Origin of the sequence: Blautia glucerasea (assembly GCF_020537505.1) — a bacterium.
Classification (GTDB): Bacteria; Bacillota; Clostridia; order Lachnospirales; family Lachnospiraceae; genus Blautia_A.
Genome location: NZ_JAJBMO010000031.1, coordinates 1 through 14,846 on the forward strand (window position 1 = coordinate 1; position 14,846 = coordinate 14,846).

Genomic DNA, 14,846 nt, shown 5'->3' on the forward strand with positions numbered 1-14,846 from the left:
AGCATCTGCCTTACAAGCAGAGGGTCATAGGTTCGAGCCCTATAGGTCCCATATGGATGGATTCCCGAGTGGCCAAAGGGGACAGACTGTAAATCTGCTGGCGATGCCTTCGAAGGTTCGAATCCTTCTCCATCCATTTGATGAATATAATTCATCTGTTGTAGCCAGTGGTTACGTGCCGATGTGGCTCAATTGGCAGAGCAGCTGATTTGTAATCAGCAGGTTATCGGTTCGAGTCCGATCATCGGCTTTGGTTTCAAAAGAATATATCGCGGGATGGAGCAGTCTGGAAGCTCGTCGGGCTCATAACCCGAAGGTCATAGGTTCAAATCCTATTCCCGCTACTTATGCCCAGATAGCTCAGTTGGTAGAGCAGAGGACTGAAAATCCTCGTGTCGCTGGTTCGATTCCGGCTCTGGGCATTTAAAATGTCAACTGGCTGTTTAGAAAAAGCCTGGGCATTTAAAATGTCAATTGGCTGTTAAAAAAAAGCCTGGGCATTTATAATAATTTAATATGGAGCATTAGCTCAGTTGGTAGAGCACTTGACTTTTAATCAAGTTGTCCGGGGTTCGAATCCCCGATGCTTCACTTCAAGAAATGCCGAAAGTCCTTGAAAAAGGGTTTTCGGTTTTTTTTTTCGATTGGAAAGCAGATTATATTCCAAGTTTTTAAGTAGGAAAATAAGTACTTAAAAACTTGGATTTTTATTTACGTGGGTGATGAGCCAAAACTCGTGCATGTACAAAACTTTGGCGACTGCCGCGATAATGAGAAAAACTCGCAGAGAGTGTTTGGTCTCGTTAGAATATTGTAGGAGAATTACGGACGAACGATAGTTTCAGCGTTCTCCATAATTTCTACGATCTCGTACATATTGGTAACTCCGCCGACTGCAAGTTTTTCCTTCAGGCCATAGAAATCAAGGCAGGTACCGCAGGTGAGGATTTTTACGCCTTCGGCTTCCAGGGATTTCAGGTCTTCCAGGGAGTCGGAGCCTTCGCAGGTAAGGTAAGCACCAGAGTTATAGCAGAGAATGGTTTCTGGAAGCTGATCCTGCTTGGTAAGGGCAAAGATGAAGGATTTCATAAGGATTTTTCCAAGCTGTTCTTCCCCATTTCCCATTGTGTTGGCAGAGAGGACTGCGACAAGACCGTGTCTCTTGGAATCCGGAGCGCAGGCTGGGGTATTGGATGATGCTGCCTGTGAAGGCTGTGTACCATTGGCTGGAATCTGGAAGGTTACGGCGAAGTCTTTCTCGGCTTTTTTCTCAGAGGAGACTGTGAAACTTTTGCTGTTGCCAAACTTGGTCAGGTTCTGAACTGCAATTTCGTTGTCAACCAGGACGGTAAGAGTGCCGCCTTGTGTCATTTCTTCAGATGCTTTCTTGGCATTTACGACTGGGAGTGGGCAAGCCATTCCTCTTGCGTCTACTGTTTTTGTTTCCATTAAAAATTCCTCCTATTACTTAGAGCCTGTTTGAAAAATCATTCCTGCAATCTGCACGCCTTATTTTGCAGAAAGCCTTTTTCAAACATGCTCTAGTTTAAATTATACATTCATAAATTCCTTCAGGCTCCAGGTCTTGTTCGTGGAGCAGTTCCTCGAGAACTGGGCGGTTGTCAGGATCTGAGCACCAGGAAAGCCCGCAGCTGGCAGAGATGCTTCTTGGAACTGGAATCAGTCTGCCGGGAGCACCGACCGCCTTACAGGACTTTTCCATGGCAATGGCATCAGTGGTGCAGTGAAATGTGATGATCAGGCGTTTTTCCTGGGAAATCATAAGGTACCTCCTGAAGGCGCAGCTGTGTTTATCAGTATTAGTACATCATAAACTAAGTAACTGCCACATCCTGTGTCAATGTAGAAGAAACTTAATTTATGATGTACTAGAGCGTGTTTGAAAAAAGCTTTCTGCAAATTGTGTCGTGCAGATTGCAGGAATAATTTTTCAAACAGGCTCTAGGAGTATGGGCTGCACATATTTATGAATAGCAGTTTGTTGGTTTTAGTATAGCTTTATATGGGAGAATTTGCAAGTGTTGACAAAATATTACTACAAGTGTAGAATAAAATCAGTTACTGTTCACAGGTAATATTTCGCGAATTGTGTTACTGTGAATGGAGTGAACAGAAACAGGAAATTAGATATTGTACATTGGTAATATGTGTAAAAGTGATAAATAAAGATATGGGGGAATTAGAATATGAAAAAAACGATTAACCGGCTTCCAGATTCGGAACTGGATATTATGCTGGTTTTGTGGAAGTATGAGCCGCCTATGACCAGAATTGAGATTGAGCGTGTAGTAAATGAGAAGAAAGCTTTGGCACCCACTACCATTCTTTCTCTTCTTACCAGATTGGAGAAAAAGAATTTCGTTAAGGTGACCAAGCAGGGGAAGATGAACCTTTATACGCCGCTGATTTCTCAGGAGGAATATCAGCAAAGTGAGAGCAAGAGTGTGTTGGAGAAGCTGTATGGCAATTCCTTGAAGAAATTTGTGGCTTCTTTGTATCAGGGAAAGAAAATGAATCAGGATGACATTAAGGAACTTCATGACTTTTTACAGGAGTTGGAGGATAAAGACGAGAAATTATGACAGCATTAATGTTTCAGATTCTGAAGATGAATGTTGCGGCAGCTGTGATGATCAGTGTGGCCATTGGGATAGGACATTTTACGAAAGATAGATATTCATCTAAATGGAAATATTGTATGTGGCTCATTATTATGCTTTTTCTGCTGATTCCAATTGACTTTTCAGGAAAAAGCCTGGTGAAAATACAGGTTGGAAAGACGGCAGAAGAAAGCAGTTTGACAGGTAATACGAAAGAGCTTGGAGTTGAGAAAGCTGTAGACCCAGCTGAGAAAATAAACGAAGCTGCAGCTAATAATAGTACTAGCGCCGGTCTGCAAAATAAGGCGAGTCAAAATGACAGCTTACAATATGAAAGCAATCCGGGACATAGTCAGGTGCAGACTGAAAGTAAATTCTCTGATTCCAATATAGTAAGTTCGTCTGTGATCCAGCTTGACTACGGTGCATTACCGTTGAATCATATTCTGAACGTAATGGGAATTATCTGGCTGTGTGGAATTGGATTTTTCGGACTTATGCGGGGAATGCGGTATTATTTTTCCCTGCACAAAATGGAGCGGTGGAGTTACCCTGCGGATAATGAGGAGATGCAGGAACTATATTTCAGAATCTGCCGGAAAAAGCACATTAAGAATCCACCCAGGCTGCTGGTGTGGGAAGGGCTGACTTCTCCTATGCTGGCAGGTCTTTGGAATCCTGGACTTTATGTGCCTGAGAAAGCATTTTCACTGGAAGACCTGGAATTTATTTTTTCCCATGAGCTGTCACATTATATGAGACATGATCTGTGGTACAAAATGTTGATGCTTGTGGTTACTACGATCCACTGGTTTAATCCAGCGCTTTACTGGATGGAGCGGGAGGCTGAGAAGGATATTGAGAATCTCTGTGATGGAAAAATGGCGGCACATTATACCATGAAGGACAGGATGAAGTATGGTGAACTGCTGTTAAAGATTGCGGCAAGCCAGAACCATATTCCGTATATGTCCGTCGGTTTCAGTGATGGAAAAAGAGTGTTTAAGGATCGGATCTTATATATGAAGAACCTTCGGAAGCTGAAGGAAAAGGTTTTTCCAGCGGTAATGCTGGGAGTGATCCTGGTAGGAACGCAGGCTGTTGTGGGAGTCTCTTTTGAGGCGGTACAGGCTGGGGGATTGGTAGAGTTTCAGCCGGATCGGAATGGAGAAAATTCTGTAGATATGATCGCAGGAAGTGATTTCGATGAAAATGAGCTGGCCAGATTAGAGAATGCCAGTGAAGCTGCCGGTCATGGACAGAATAATGAAAATGAAGCTACAGAATTAAGTATTGAGCTGGAAGAAAACCAGAATGGAAGTACCGAAACTAACGAAAACAGTTCGTCTTTAGACACAGCAGGAAGTGGAAATTCTGATTTAAATGGAGAAAACGAAAATACGGATGCAGCAGATGGAAACACGGACAGCAATGGCGGTGGTTCCTCGGATACAGAATCAGCCCAGACCAGAGGAATTACTTTGACAGATGATCAGAAGACAGTATGGGCAACAGATGGCTCCTGGGCGAATTACATATATCGTGCCACAGATGGAAACTGGTATGATGGAAGCGGCCGTCTTTATTATGAAAATGGCGGCGGCAGCTGGACATTGGCGTCAAGTGGAGAATCAGCGACAGAAGATGCCCCTGCGACACCTTCTGAAGAGGCAATTTCTTCTGTGAATGTAACAGATGATTTCGGGTATAATTCCCAGACATTGTATGAAACCGGAAGCGGGGAATGGATGAACAATGCTTCTGGAATTTATACAGATAATGGGGATGGAACATTCACAGGGCCAGACGGGACTTTGTGGCATGAAAATTGAGAATAAGTCTGGCGCTAAGTGTGGACTGGTGGGTTGCTTGTGCAAATGAGATAAGTCATGCTGTGCGAGTTCTGCTCAATATTGAAACAATTGTTAAAATATGTGCTTGCGGGAAAACTTGACTTGCTATATGTATAAATAGGAAAGTCTCACTTGAATAATTGGGATCGTATCTTAGTTATTCAGGTGAGACTTTTTTGCGTTTTTTGTAAAATTTAAAATTCTATCAGGCGTACCATACACAAACAGTGGAATGTGTATATGCTGCTTGAAACTGAAATAAAACTTACTTTGTTGCCTTCCGCGTATCCTCAGTGATTTGCTCGGGGACAGGGGTGGCTGCTGTATCCACAGTTATTTGTCCGGTTTCTTCTGTAACTTCTTCAGCTGGCATTACCAGATAGCCATGGGAAACAGGTTCAATGGTCTGCTCCATTACTTTATGAAGCAGATCCAGGCCGCCAGCGCCTTTGAAGGCACCGTAGAGGAAGTTATTGGAGATTTCTTCTGTGATGGATTCCAGTCCTTCCATGATCATGCCCTTTCCCGGTGTTTCGTACCAGCGGATGAGGATTTCATCTTCGGGAAGAAAGAAGATGTTGATTTTTCTTCGCACGCATTCTTCAAGGAAAGTAAAGTCAAGCTTCAGGACAGCGGTGCCGTTTTCATCTGTAGTAAATTCTCCAGAGGCTGCGATCAGGTAGCTTTCTTCGTGGAGGGTAAGCCAGGATTCTTTAAATTTGCCAAGACCTACTGGAATATTGTGCCATTCTCCGGCCTCCAGGAAATTTACAAAGAAATCCCCCTTTTCATAGGTGAAGGAAAGTTTTTGCATACCTTCCGTCATATTATTGTGGAAAACCTGGATAAACAATGGAAAAAGACCAATGCTCTGTGGAGAAAGTTCGAAAACTTTGCCATTAAGCTGTCTGGTGAACTGGTTGGGATCTGGTGCAGGAAGTCCTTTCACATAATTCCAGGTGTTGGGGCGGGCGTTGGAGCTGCGGCGAAGTCCGGACGGAGTCTTTTTCCAGCCACCTTTTCTAAGAGTAGGGAGAGTCTGGGGTGCGCGGGTGCCTTTTTCCAGTTGGGCAGTGAAGCGGTTCAGGAGTGCCTGTGCGCATGGATTTTCAGGCAGAATATCTGCAGGATGGAAATCTAGTGGAAAATGCTTGCGGATTATATTCAGCATGACGCAGTCCTGGAAAAGCTCGTTATTGCCGGCGTTGGTAACTACGACCATATTCATATCCGGGTAAACGATCACGTTCTGGCCGAGCATTCCGTTAAATTCAAAGCTGCCCGGGCGCGCTTCCATCCACAGCTGGTAGCCATAGCCGAAAGTTCCTTCAATGCTTTCCTTGTGCCTGGCAGTGGAAACTTCCACCCAGAATTCAGGGATGATCTGTTCGCCGTTCCATTTGCCCTTCTGAAGATAAAGCTGGCCAAGTTTTGCCATGTCCTCGGTGCAGAGGAAAAGTCCCCAGCCGCCTTTGGTAATGCCTTTGGGACATGTTTCCCAGAAATAGCGGGTGATTCCAAGGGGCTCGAAAAGTCTTGGTTCCAGGTATTCGGTGAGAGTCTGGCCAGTGCGTTCTGTCACGATAGCGGACAAAACGTAGGTATTCAGGCTGTTGTACAGGAAATTTTCCCCGGGATTGCCGGTGATGGAAGAATTCATGTAGCTGGTAAGCCAGTCGTTGCCGGAGACGATTCCGGACTCGTTGAAGGTGACGCCGCTGGTCATTGTGAGAAGGTTTTCTACAGTGACTTTGGGGCGGAAAATTTTATTGAAGGTATTTAGATTCTTCTGGAAAATATCGTAAATATTTTCGTCCAGGGAGAGCTTGCCTTCTTCTACAAGAAGACCGATAGCCATACCGGTAATGCTTTTGCACATGGAATGGGTTACGTGCCAGATGCGGCTGCGGTATGGGGCAAAATTGGCTTCGCAGATGACTTTGCCGTTTCTAAGGACCATGAAATGATGCATGTCTGTATAGTTGGAGGTATCCAGATCCCGGAGCAGGTCTGCCAGCATGTCAGAGGAGATACCCTGGCTTTCTGGCGTGACGCGGGGAAATGGCTGCTCGTAAGGCTTGTCAAAGGGGAATTTAGGTTTCTGTGGGAAAAAATCCACGCGGCTGGCGCCGTCGGTTTTTCCAAGAATAATGCTTGTGATCAGTTCTGCAACTGCAATCTGTTCTTTTGCCATAGGGGTGCTCCTTTCTTTGTGGAAGCGGTAAAAGTTGATGTTAGGGTTATTGTAGCAGTGGGAAAAGAGTGTGTCAATAAGGGAGAAATATGGAAAAAAACACAATTTTCTGGCTTTTCAGGAGCCTTAAACGAAAAAACGCAAAGCATTATTTGTGAATAGTAACGTTGCTGGTCATGAAATGAGTAATAATGTTGCTGTGAAAAAGTTAAAAAAATAGTTCTACCAGAGAGATTGACAGGCATAAATATAACTAGGCCTGCACAAGCATGGAAAGTGCGCAGTCTGATGACTGCTGTTTGCTGTGGCTTGTCCGTGTAAGCTGCAAGAGGCAGAAAAAGGTTCCAAAAGGTTACTTACGAACAGTGACACCAAAACGGGACCGATAGAAATACATGATGAGACAGCGGCAGTAACAGGCATTTTTGAGTATGGACAGGCATGCCAAAAAGGAGGACCTTTATGAAAGAATTGAAAAAATATTTCAGCAGAAAAAGTAACTTCAGTTTGAAAGAACGTTTCAATATGATGGTGACTTTGCTGACCTGTTTTTTCACAGGAGTGCTGGGAGAAAATGGGAAGGCTTTGCAGAGAGTAAAGGGACTGGAATGTGGACAGGCTGGGACTATAAGAGGGTGGCTGGCGGCCCTGACCGGCTGGATAGTAAGCGGATATAGAATTGGCGAAGTGGCTGGAAAAATTATGCCAGGAAGATTTTTACAGAGAAATGTGATGAAAAAAATGCATGTGCAGGGTGATGGACAGGCTCTTGTGGATGGAGCGGGGATGCGCGGAAAAAGAGGAAACCGGATACGGGATGTTTCACATGAGAAAGGACTGCCTTGCATTGGGCGAAGCATGTGCAGAGGCAGTCCGGGGTGGGAAGCTGTGAAATGTAGCTTTTGTTGTGCGTTGAAAATTATTTTCCAAAGTTAATCGTAATCGGACAGATTTCGCTGTCGGTGCCTACTCTCATGCTTGGGCCCCAGATTCCGGCTCCGGATGTGACGATATTGTGCAGATTACCTTTTTGAAGGTAGCCACAGGAATTTTCCCAGAATAAATGGATGATGAGATTTCCGGGGAAAATCTGGCCGTCATGGGTGTGACCGCAAAGATCAAGATCAACGCCGGCAGCAGCGGTTTCTTCCAGCTCTTTTGGCTGGTGATCAATAAAAATAATTGGCTTGCTCTGGTCCAGAGAATTTGTGAGCTGGGCTGGAGTTTGTCGGGAGCCTTCTACCTTTTCACAGCGGGAGGCGTCCCGGCGGCCGACAATATAAAATTTGTTATCGATCAGAACGGATTCATCGTCTAGCAGGTGGATGCCTGCGTCTGTAAGAAATTCTTCCATTCTGGGATCGTTGCAATCCTCTTCTTTTCCATTAAAGGTAAAGCCTGCAAGAATCGGCTCGTTGAGGTCATGGTTGCCCCAGCAGGCGTAAACACCGTATTTGGATTTTATACCCTTCAGGATTTTCTTTAACTCATCTGGTCTGGAAATGGCGTCGTATTCGTTATCGAAAATATCTCCGGCGATACAGACTACATCTGCATTTTCGGCGTTGATCTTTTTCACAATCCGTCTGGCCTGGGCGGTTCCCATGCTGTAGCCAAAATGGGTGTCAGCCAGGAGAACAACCTTTAGGGAATCCATGCTGTCCACTGCTTTTGCAACAGTTACCTCATAGGGTGTGGCCTTCACATGAGAGACGTGAAGGATTCCGTAGACACTGAGGCTGATGATCAGTATGGTACAGATCAGGCCGGTGATCACGAAGGTGCTGCGCTGTCCGATAAATGGGGCGTGGAATATGTATTTCAAAATCAGTCGGCCAAGGTCAACAACGGCAATTACCATAAGAATATAAAGAAAGGTGCCGAGAAAATAGTTGCCGATATGCTTCAAAACGCGGTGTAGTGCGGCGGGCTTTTTGATCAGAAAGCCAGTGAGCAGGGCAGTTGATAATATTATGTAAACTCCTACAAAGGTGATGCGGAATGCCATTGTCTGAAAAAGTCTGTGGCAGGTGCCCATCCAATGAATCATCCATTGGACTACGTAAAAGTTGATCAGGATGTACAGGGGCGCGAGGAATAATGCAGCCATAGGAAACCTCCTTTTAGATGATAAAGGCTTGCGAAATAATGGCTACAGTATACTACGGTTAATAAGTTTTTGCAATTGGACATATAATAGGGAGAAAAGGTTGCTGGGACGTGTCGTTTATTAGAATGGATGTGGGAGATAAGCGGCAATGGCGGGAGTGCTGTATGAGAAAATGGTTTCGGAGATTTGGGACTTCGGGCTTTTTTATTCCGTTTATTTTATTATTGCCTTATGTGTGTACAATTGTTCTGAATGGTGCGGATAAAGCACTTTTGCTGCATTCGCCTGAGGTGGAGGAACTGGTTCCGCTGGTGCTTGTGGCACAGCTGAAAGGGGATTATGAGGACGAGGCGGTAAAGGCGCAGGCGGTGATTGCCAGGTCGGAGGTGTACAGGAGGCTGGAGGCTGGAGAAAATGAAGGGGAGATTTGTGGGAAAATCGGTTTTGGGAAGCTGCTTGGTATGGCGGATAAATTACAGCAATATAGTGTCGCAGCAGAGGCAACGGCGGGGCAGGTGCTTACTTATAATGGAGAGCTGAAGCTGGTTCCGTATCACGAGGTTAGCAACGGCAAAACCAGGGACGGGGAAGAGGTTTTTCACAGTGGGGAATACGCTTATCTGAAATCTGTGGACAGCAGTCAGGACAAGGAGTCACCTGATTATGTAAACAGTACATATGTGGCTGCCAGCCAGTTCCCGGCGAAGCTGGTGATCAAAAAAAGGGACAGTGCAGGTTATATCACAGCGCTGACAGCAGATGAAAGCTGGATTGAGGGGGAAACCTTCCGCCAGGGGATGCATCTGGCTTCGGCGGATTTTTCCGTACAGAAAATGGGAAAAATGGTGCGGTTTTTGTGCAAAGGGAAAGGGCATGGGCTGGGCTTTTCCCAGTATGGGGGAAATGAGATGGCGAAGGAAGGGTGCAGATGGGAAGAAATTCTGGAGGCTTATTTTCCAGAGATGGAGGTCACGGAGGTGGAGAGTCTGAAATGAGGAAAAATGCCTTGATGTATCATTGAGATCGGAAAAAATAGAAAAGTTGCTGTTTATTATGTTTATAGTAATGCAGTTTGTGTTTGGGTGCTAATGGAATTCTAGGTTTTGTGAATGACAGTAAATATAAATTACTTTTATTATAAAACTTTTATAAAACCCCTTGCAAATTTTGAAAAAAGTGTTATAGTTATCACATACTTGATTACATAGTAATAAAAACTATATAATCAAGTATATAAAACGAAATAAATGCGAAGAAGTATTTGGAGAAAGCAGAGAAATCATAAATGCTTTCGGCAGGAAAATGGCGTTTAGGAAATGTTTTCGAAGATTTTGCAGGAGGTGCGATCATGAAGTTTAAATTAAAAGATCCGGGAAGTGCGATTACACATGGGATTGCGTTTCTTTTGGCAGCAGTTGGCGCGGCGCCTTTGTTGATCCGGTCATCGGTGTGGAACGATCATATTCATATTTTGGCGCTGAGCGTTTTTATTCTTACCATGATGCTGCTTTATGCGGCAAGTACCCTTTATCATTCGGTTGATTCTACGGCGAAGGTGAACCGCAGGCTGAAGAAGCTGGATCATATGATGATCTTTGTTATGATCGCTGGAAGCTATACACCAGTGTGCCTGATCGTGCTTCACAATAAGATCGGCTATGTTCTTTGTGCACTTGTGTGGGCGACGGCCATTTTGGGAATCGTGTTTAAGGCATTCTGGGTGACCTGCCCGAAATGGATTTCGTCGGTGTTGTATATTGGAATGGGCTGGCTGTGTGTGCTGGCATTTGTTCCTATTATCCATGCGCTGCCGAAGGCTGGATTTGGATGGCTGCTGGCAGGGGGGATTATTTATACCATTGGGGGCGTGATTTATGCGCTGAAGCTTCCAATTTTCAATGCAAAGCATAAGAACTTTGGGTCACATGAGATTTTCCATGTATTTATTATGTTGGGAAGCTTGTGCCACTTTATTGTGATGTATTGCTTTGTGGCGAGGATGCCGTAGCGCGAAGCTATGGCTTCTTTTCAAAAGTCCATCAAAGCCAGTTTTTTAGCTCTGGTTAGCTGTTTGATGGCGTATTCCCGGCTCATGGCTTCTTCTTTGGTGGCGTAGCCTTCGTAGTAGACCAGGGTGACTGGGCGTTTGGTTTTGGTGTATTTGGCACCGGTTTTGCCACTGTTGTGGGCTTTCAGGCGCTTTTCCAGACAGTTTGTCCATCCGGTATAAAGGGTGCCGTCGGCGCACTGGACGATGTAGGTGTAGTTCATGGGACTCCTTTTTTCTGAAAGTGAAATAAATTTTAAATGGAAAAACATTAAATGCTAAAACAATTACATGATCTCAAGGTAAGCAGCATTCATTTGTTTTTATTGCTTTAGGAACCAAATAAAGGTCTATGTAAAGGAGTATCGTCATGCTGTTAACTGGCAGACAATGCTCCTTATTTTTATAAAAAGCAATCGGTAAGCTGGTATATTATTTGCAGTCCGAGGAAGGCTTATGTGTCAGGAGGATTATCATGACAGTTTCTGGTTCCTTAGAGCCTGTCGGACTGGAAAAAAGCAGGTAGGACATAGGCACCGACTGCGGATTTTCCCACCTGCTATATTATACGTTGTTTTTTTACTTTTGTGAATGCTAATATTGGGTGAAGAAAAAGCCTGCAATGCACAAAAAGCGTGAAGTTTTTTTACGGCAGATAGGTGATCGGATCGATCGGCTCGCCGTCTTTTTTCATGGCGAAATACAGGTTGCTGCCTTCTTCACTGTAGTATTTGGTTGGTGCGGCAACGTAGCCAATGATGGAGCCTTTGGTGATGGTGTCGCCTTTGGCAACGTCCAGATCAGTGAGCTGGCCGTAGATTGCCTGGTAGCCGTTTCCCAGCTCCATGGTGACAGTAGTGCCGGTTTCAGCGTCATTTTCGATAGAATATACGGTTCCGTTTACCGCGGAAACTACAGGGGCACCTTCCACGGCCTGTACAGAAATTGCCGGGCTCAGTTTATACTGGTCCAGGGTTGGAAAGTAAACGCTCTGGTCCATGCTGTAATCAATGAGAACATGTCCATTTACCGGCCACTCCATTAATGTATCCTCGGAAAAGTTGACTTCCGGTCCCTTGTGCAGGGAAACCTGGGCGTTTACGCTGGTGCTTTCTCCGATATCAGAGGAGTTTAAGGCTGCATCACTGATCAGGGATTCACTGTCCAGAAGTCCGGTATCGGAGGCTTCATTCATATCTGCTTCTACCAGATTGGTTCCAGTTTCTGTGAGTGTGTCAGTACCCTGGGAAAGAGAGTCGCCAGCATCTGCGATGTCATTTTCCTTGGTACTTTCCAATGGAAGCACCTCCTGAATATGTTCTGATTTGTTGGCAACCTGGTAGGCGGTGACTCCAAGAACTGCCATAACTGCAAGGAGCGCGCCGTTGAAAATAAATTTTACTGTTCTGTTTTTCCTCATATTCTTTTCACCTCTACATACATTCTGTTCACAGCTGTTGTATTGTCTGTATTTATAGGGTGTCCAGAATACGGGACATTATTCATTATTTGCTGAAATTGGATAAAAATTAAATTGGTGGCGCTTAGATACGCTACATGTTATAATAAACGAAAATGTGTGTGCGGCGATTGAGTTGCTTTCATTACACTTGAACGAAAATTAGTAAGTAGTATGAATGCGGAATTTGGTTCATTGTGAAGTGTGCTGTTGTAAAAATCGCGTACAATAAATGAGAATGTATTAAGAAATACTTTACAGGGGGTAGCTTGTGGTGAAGATTACAGAGGAGCTTTTGCAGAAAGCTGATCAGATTCTGAATTTTTCAGATGGAGTCATTATGCCGGATGGGGATTATATACTGATTGAGGAGAAAGGGCATCTTCAGACCATGATGGAGCTTTTGCCGTATCCGGAGAAAGAGATTTGGAAAATGATCCCGGAGAATGATTCGGCGCTGTTCTGGATGATCGAGAAGACGGGATGTGTGCTTACGGATTATAATTCTACGGTGGGCATGGCGATGACGCCAGAGCAGAAGGAGGTTTTTGATGCACTGGTGAAGCATGGTATTGTGTCGGCAGAGTATTTTGATATTACCAAGCAGAGGCAGAAGATGCGGGAGCAGGGGAAGTAGGGAAGATAGGCATCTGAAAAAAATAGAGCAGGATTGTTGCAGTGTATAAAGAATGAAATATGAAAACTGCTGTACCATTTATGGAATATTAAAGAGGATTCCCTAAATGATTACAGCAGTTTTTTATTTACATAAGCAACGAGCCAAAGTTCCCGCTTGCATAAGTGATTGGCAATTGTTCGAATAACAGGCAAAACAGGCAGAACGTGTTTTGGGGGATTTACTGCTCCATCTGCCTGCCAAGGAATCCGGCGGCAGTCTGGGCCAGAAGCTTTTCACTGGCGCCGAGAATGTCCCTGTCATTTTTTCCCATGAGGATGACGCTGCCAATGGCGTCACCTGCGGCGATAATAGGCTGGATGACCTGGGATGCGGCAGGGGCGGGCTGTTCGTCTACAACAGGGACTTTGCCCCGGTCTTTGGCACTAAGACATTTTGATTCCCGGTCATTGATGACGCCTTCCAGCTGGCTGCTGATCATTTTTCCAATGAATTCCCCGCTTCCTGGACCGGCAGCAGCTACGACCTGGTCATGGTCGGTGATACAGGAAAGCATGCCGGTGGACTGGGAGAGGGATTCGGCGTATTCTTTTGCAAAAAGGCTGAGCTCTCCGATTGGGGAGTATTTTTTCAGGATGATCTCGCCTTCACGGTCGGTGAAGATTTCAAGTGGGGTGCCTTCTTTGATTCGCAGGGTCCGGCGGATTTCCTTTGGAATGACCACCCGGCCCAGATCGTCTATTCTTCTTACGATTCCTGTCGCTTTCATTTATCTGTTCCTCCTGTACTTTTCGTTGGTTTCCATATTTTGTAGTGTATGGATAGTATGTGAAAATATGGGGGAATTATGCGCGAAAAGAGTGTAAGATTTAGCATTTAGTTGGCATACTTTTTCATATTTTCTCTTTTTCAGAATTGAATATGCATCCCGAATCTGAAGTAAAGGAGAAACTTCTCGTTCAAAGGTTTCTTGTCCGGAAATGTTATCACTTACTCAGTTCTATATGCATAAGATCCAGCCAGGCCGCTGTTCATAGAGTAATCATCAAAAAGCTGGTCTTTATCAGAAATTTCTTTATAGTATTCACAATACTCCCCAAAACTAAAAGGAAATACGTGGATTTCATCCACAAAAGGTAGTTTGTTTTTCCGGCTTGGTAATGTTCTTCTATATAGGTGTGCAATGCATGATATTCTTTGATTTTTTCATAGTCTAAGTCCATAAAGTCAATAAATATAATATTGAAAAAATTTATTTTTTGAAACTGTACATAGCAGATAAAGAGAAAACAGTGAAAAAAAGCGTTTATTTAATCCTACGCATGAGGATAAATAAACGCTTATAATAAGTGTCTTATTCAAGAGAAGCTTTTTATTCCTGTCCGCCCCAGAAATCCACGGGTTCGTAGTCCTGTAATTTCGCCAGTAAGCCTTTCTGGTGGAGTTCTTCCTGGATGGCGTCCAGGATTTCTTCACTTTCGGCGTCGATGGTGTGGTAGTGGTAGCCAGAGGTTACGTTCTTCAGCAGGCTGGATTTTCCGGTGCTGATCTCTTCCATGTAGGCGCGGATGTCCCTGCGGGATTTGATTCCCATGTCAGCTTTCAGGACACCGTAAACCTTGTGGTAGACGAATACGTCGCGGACCTGTCCGCCGGCATCTACGATGGTGCTCAGCTCTTCTTCTACCTGGTCATCTGTGTGGTAGACCTTGAAAACTCTGGAATATTTCTTGTCCTCCTGGAGCAGATAGCCTTTGTTGGTGGAAAAAATAGTGGCTCCGTTGGCACGCAGGAGAGAAATATCCTGGACAATAATCTGGCGGCTGACGTCTAATTCCCTAGATAAAGTACCGCCGGAAACGGGACTATTGCTGGAGGATAGGATATTCAAAAGCTGTTTTCTTCTTTCTTCACCTTTCATTCTT

General features: G+C 44.6%; 15 protein-coding genes, 5 tRNA genes and 3 pseudogenes. 13 read left to right on the top strand and 10 right to left on the bottom strand.

From position 1 onward, the window contains the following. Positions 1-54: 54 nt before the first annotated feature. The 5 genes from LIQ05_RS17150 (at position 55) to LIQ05_RS17170 (ending at position 591) form a co-directional block, all read left to right on the top strand. Positions 55-136: transfer RNA gene (locus LIQ05_RS17150), tRNA-Tyr, on the top strand. Between the two features lie 41 nt (positions 137-177). Next, positions 178-250: transfer RNA gene (locus LIQ05_RS17155), tRNA-Thr, on the top strand. Between the two features lie 20 nt (positions 251-270). Beyond that, a tRNA-Met gene (locus tag LIQ05_RS17160) sits at positions 271-344 on the top strand. 5 nt (positions 345-349) lie between these two features. Further along, a tRNA-Phe gene (locus LIQ05_RS17165) sits at positions 350-422 on the top strand. A gap of 96 nt (positions 423-518) precedes the next feature. Then, positions 519-591 (top strand) — tRNA-Lys (locus tag LIQ05_RS17170). A 231-nt stretch (positions 592-822) separates the two neighbouring features. Here the strand turns inward: LIQ05_RS17170 and yedF are convergent. The 3 genes and pseudogenes from yedF to LIQ05_RS17180 all read right to left on the bottom strand — a co-directional run bounded on the left by yedF (position 823) and on the right by LIQ05_RS17180 (position 1,783). Beyond that, complete coding sequence (yedF, locus tag LIQ05_RS17175; protein ID WP_226822646.1) at positions 823-1,449, bottom strand: sulfurtransferase-like selenium metabolism protein YedF; 627 nt, start codon at positions 1,447-1,449, stop codon at positions 823-825. 15 nt (positions 1,450-1,464) lie between these two features. After that, positions 1,465-1,509 (bottom strand): annotated as a pseudogene (locus LIQ05_RS20760) (DUF6783 domain-containing protein); the annotation flags it as partial. 37 nt (positions 1,510-1,546) lie between these two features. Next, entirely contained in the window at positions 1,547-1,783 is a 237-nt protein-coding gene (locus tag LIQ05_RS17180) for a DUF3343 domain-containing protein (RefSeq protein ID WP_226822647.1), read from the bottom strand. Positions 1,784-1,916: 133 nt separating this feature from the next. Between LIQ05_RS17180 and LIQ05_RS20765 the strand changes: the two are divergent. From LIQ05_RS20765 to LIQ05_RS17190, 3 genes and pseudogenes are all read left to right on the top strand, one after another. Beyond that, positions 1,917-1,991: pseudogene (locus LIQ05_RS20765) on the top strand (DUF6783 domain-containing protein); the annotation flags it as partial. A 216-nt stretch (positions 1,992-2,207) separates the two neighbouring features. Continuing rightward, complete coding sequence (locus LIQ05_RS17185; protein WP_226822648.1) at positions 2,208-2,603, top strand: BlaI/MecI/CopY family transcriptional regulator; 396 nt, start codon at positions 2,208-2,210, stop codon at positions 2,601-2,603. Beyond that, the gene (locus tag LIQ05_RS17190) at positions 2,600-4,453 is read left to right on the top strand and encodes a M56 family metallopeptidase (protein ID WP_226822649.1); all 1,854 of its coding nucleotides are present in this window, start codon (positions 2,600-2,602) and stop codon (positions 4,451-4,453) included. The genes LIQ05_RS17185 and LIQ05_RS17190 overlap by 4 nt, the downstream gene beginning before the upstream one ends. A gap of 286 nt (positions 4,454-4,739) precedes the next feature. Here the strand turns inward: LIQ05_RS17190 and LIQ05_RS17195 are convergent, their stop codons facing one another. Beyond that, positions 4,740-6,668, bottom strand: a complete 1,929-nt coding sequence (locus tag LIQ05_RS17195) for a serine hydrolase domain-containing protein (RefSeq protein ID WP_226822650.1) — start codon at positions 6,666-6,668, stop codon at positions 4,740-4,742. 18 nt (positions 6,669-6,686) lie between these two features. Between LIQ05_RS17195 and LIQ05_RS17200 the strand changes: the two genes are divergently transcribed. Together LIQ05_RS17200 and LIQ05_RS17205 are read left to right on the top strand one after the other, a co-directional pair. After that, entirely contained in the window at positions 6,687-6,830 is a 144-nt protein-coding gene (locus LIQ05_RS17200; protein WP_226822651.1) for a hypothetical protein, read from the top strand. A gap of 300 nt (positions 6,831-7,130) precedes the next feature. After that, positions 7,131-7,604, top strand: a complete 474-nt coding sequence (locus LIQ05_RS17205; RefSeq protein WP_226822652.1) for a hypothetical protein — start codon at positions 7,131-7,133, stop codon at positions 7,602-7,604. Here LIQ05_RS17205 and LIQ05_RS17210 read toward each other — a convergent pair. Beyond that, a complete protein-coding gene (locus LIQ05_RS17210; RefSeq protein WP_226822653.1) occupies positions 7,588-8,778 on the bottom strand; it encodes a metallophosphoesterase in 1,191 nt (396 codons plus the stop codon). The genes LIQ05_RS17205 and LIQ05_RS17210 overlap by 17 nt on opposite strands. A gap of 164 nt (positions 8,779-8,942) precedes the next feature. Here LIQ05_RS17210 and LIQ05_RS17215 point away from each other — a divergent pair, with 164 nt between their 5' ends. Both LIQ05_RS17215 and trhA read left to right on the top strand, forming a co-directional pair. Then, positions 8,943-9,773, top strand: a complete 831-nt coding sequence (locus tag LIQ05_RS17215) for a SpoIID/LytB domain-containing protein (RefSeq protein WP_226822654.1) — start codon at positions 8,943-8,945, stop codon at positions 9,771-9,773. A gap of 353 nt (positions 9,774-10,126) precedes the next feature. Beyond that, positions 10,127-10,786, top strand: a complete 660-nt coding sequence (trhA, locus tag LIQ05_RS17220) for a PAQR family membrane homeostasis protein TrhA (protein WP_226822655.1) — start codon at positions 10,127-10,129, stop codon at positions 10,784-10,786. A 20-nt stretch (positions 10,787-10,806) separates the two neighbouring features. On the opposite strand, the gene LIQ05_RS17225 is transcribed toward trhA, so the two are convergent. After that, positions 10,807-11,049, bottom strand: coding sequence for a GIY-YIG nuclease family protein (locus LIQ05_RS17225; protein WP_226822656.1), 243 nt, complete (start codon positions 11,047-11,049; stop codon positions 10,807-10,809). Positions 11,050-11,471: 422 nt separating this feature from the next. Beyond that, positions 11,472-12,245: a M23 family metallopeptidase gene (locus LIQ05_RS17230; protein WP_226822657.1), complete on the bottom strand. Its 774-nt coding sequence runs from the start codon at positions 12,243-12,245 to the stop codon at positions 11,472-11,474. Between the two features lie 310 nt (positions 12,246-12,555). Between LIQ05_RS17230 and LIQ05_RS17235 the strand changes: the two genes are divergently transcribed. Further along, positions 12,556-12,921, top strand: a complete 366-nt coding sequence (locus LIQ05_RS17235) for a hypothetical protein (protein WP_226822658.1) — start codon at positions 12,556-12,558, stop codon at positions 12,919-12,921. 220 nt (positions 12,922-13,141) lie between these two features. Here the strand turns inward: LIQ05_RS17235 and spoVT are convergent, their stop codons facing one another. From spoVT to LIQ05_RS17250, 3 genes and pseudogenes are all read right to left on the bottom strand, one after another. Beyond that, positions 13,142-13,690: a stage V sporulation protein T gene (gene spoVT, locus LIQ05_RS17240; protein WP_226822659.1), complete on the bottom strand. Its 549-nt coding sequence runs from the start codon at positions 13,688-13,690 to the stop codon at positions 13,142-13,144. A gap of 224 nt (positions 13,691-13,914) precedes the next feature. Beyond that, a pseudogene (locus tag LIQ05_RS20425) lies at positions 13,915-14,207 on the bottom strand (ATPase); the annotation flags it as partial. An 86-nt stretch (positions 14,208-14,293) separates the two neighbouring features. Beyond that, the gene (locus tag LIQ05_RS17250; RefSeq protein ID WP_226822660.1) at positions 14,294-14,842 is read right to left on the bottom strand and encodes a transcription repressor NadR; all 549 of its coding nucleotides are present in this window, start codon (positions 14,840-14,842) and stop codon (positions 14,294-14,296) included. Between the last annotated feature and the right edge of the window lie 4 nt (positions 14,843-14,846).

What these genes read in the sequence shown, in the direction of transcription:
- yedF (WP_226822646.1), bottom strand. Translation starts at nt 1,449, where the DNA reads ATGGAAACAAAAACAGTAGACGCAAGAGGAATGGCTTGCCCACTCCCA.
- LIQ05_RS17180 (WP_226822647.1), bottom strand. Translation starts at nt 1,783, where the DNA reads ATGATTTCCCAGGAAAAACGCCTGATCATCACATTTCACTGCACCACT.
- LIQ05_RS17185 (WP_226822648.1), top strand. Translation starts at nt 2,208, where the DNA reads ATGAAAAAAACGATTAACCGGCTTCCAGATTCGGAACTGGATATTATG.
- LIQ05_RS17190 (WP_226822649.1), top strand. Translation starts at nt 2,600, where the DNA reads ATGACAGCATTAATGTTTCAGATTCTGAAGATGAATGTTGCGGCAGCT.
- LIQ05_RS17195 (WP_226822650.1), bottom strand. Translation starts at nt 6,668, where the DNA reads ATGGCAAAAGAACAGATTGCAGTTGCAGAACTGATCACAAGCATTATT.
- LIQ05_RS17205 (WP_226822652.1), top strand. Translation starts at nt 7,131, where the DNA reads ATGAAAGAATTGAAAAAATATTTCAGCAGAAAAAGTAACTTCAGTTTG.
- LIQ05_RS17210 (WP_226822653.1), bottom strand. Translation starts at nt 8,778, where the DNA reads ATGGCTGCATTATTCCTCGCGCCCCTGTACATCCTGATCAACTTTTAC.
- LIQ05_RS17215 (WP_226822654.1), top strand. Translation starts at nt 8,943, where the DNA reads ATGAGAAAATGGTTTCGGAGATTTGGGACTTCGGGCTTTTTTATTCCG.
- trhA (WP_226822655.1), top strand. Translation starts at nt 10,127, where the DNA reads ATGAAGTTTAAATTAAAAGATCCGGGAAGTGCGATTACACATGGGATT.
- LIQ05_RS17225 (WP_226822656.1), bottom strand. Translation starts at nt 11,049, where the DNA reads ATGAACTACACCTACATCGTCCAGTGCGCCGACGGCACCCTTTATACC.
- LIQ05_RS17230 (WP_226822657.1), bottom strand. Translation starts at nt 12,245, where the DNA reads ATGAGGAAAAACAGAACAGTAAAATTTATTTTCAACGGCGCGCTCCTT.
- spoVT (WP_226822659.1), bottom strand. Translation starts at nt 13,690, where the DNA reads ATGAAAGCGACAGGAATCGTAAGAAGAATAGACGATCTGGGCCGGGTG.
- LIQ05_RS17250 (WP_226822660.1), bottom strand. Translation starts at nt 14,842, where the DNA reads ATGAAAGGTGAAGAAAGAAGAAAACAGCTTTTGAATATCCTATCCTCC.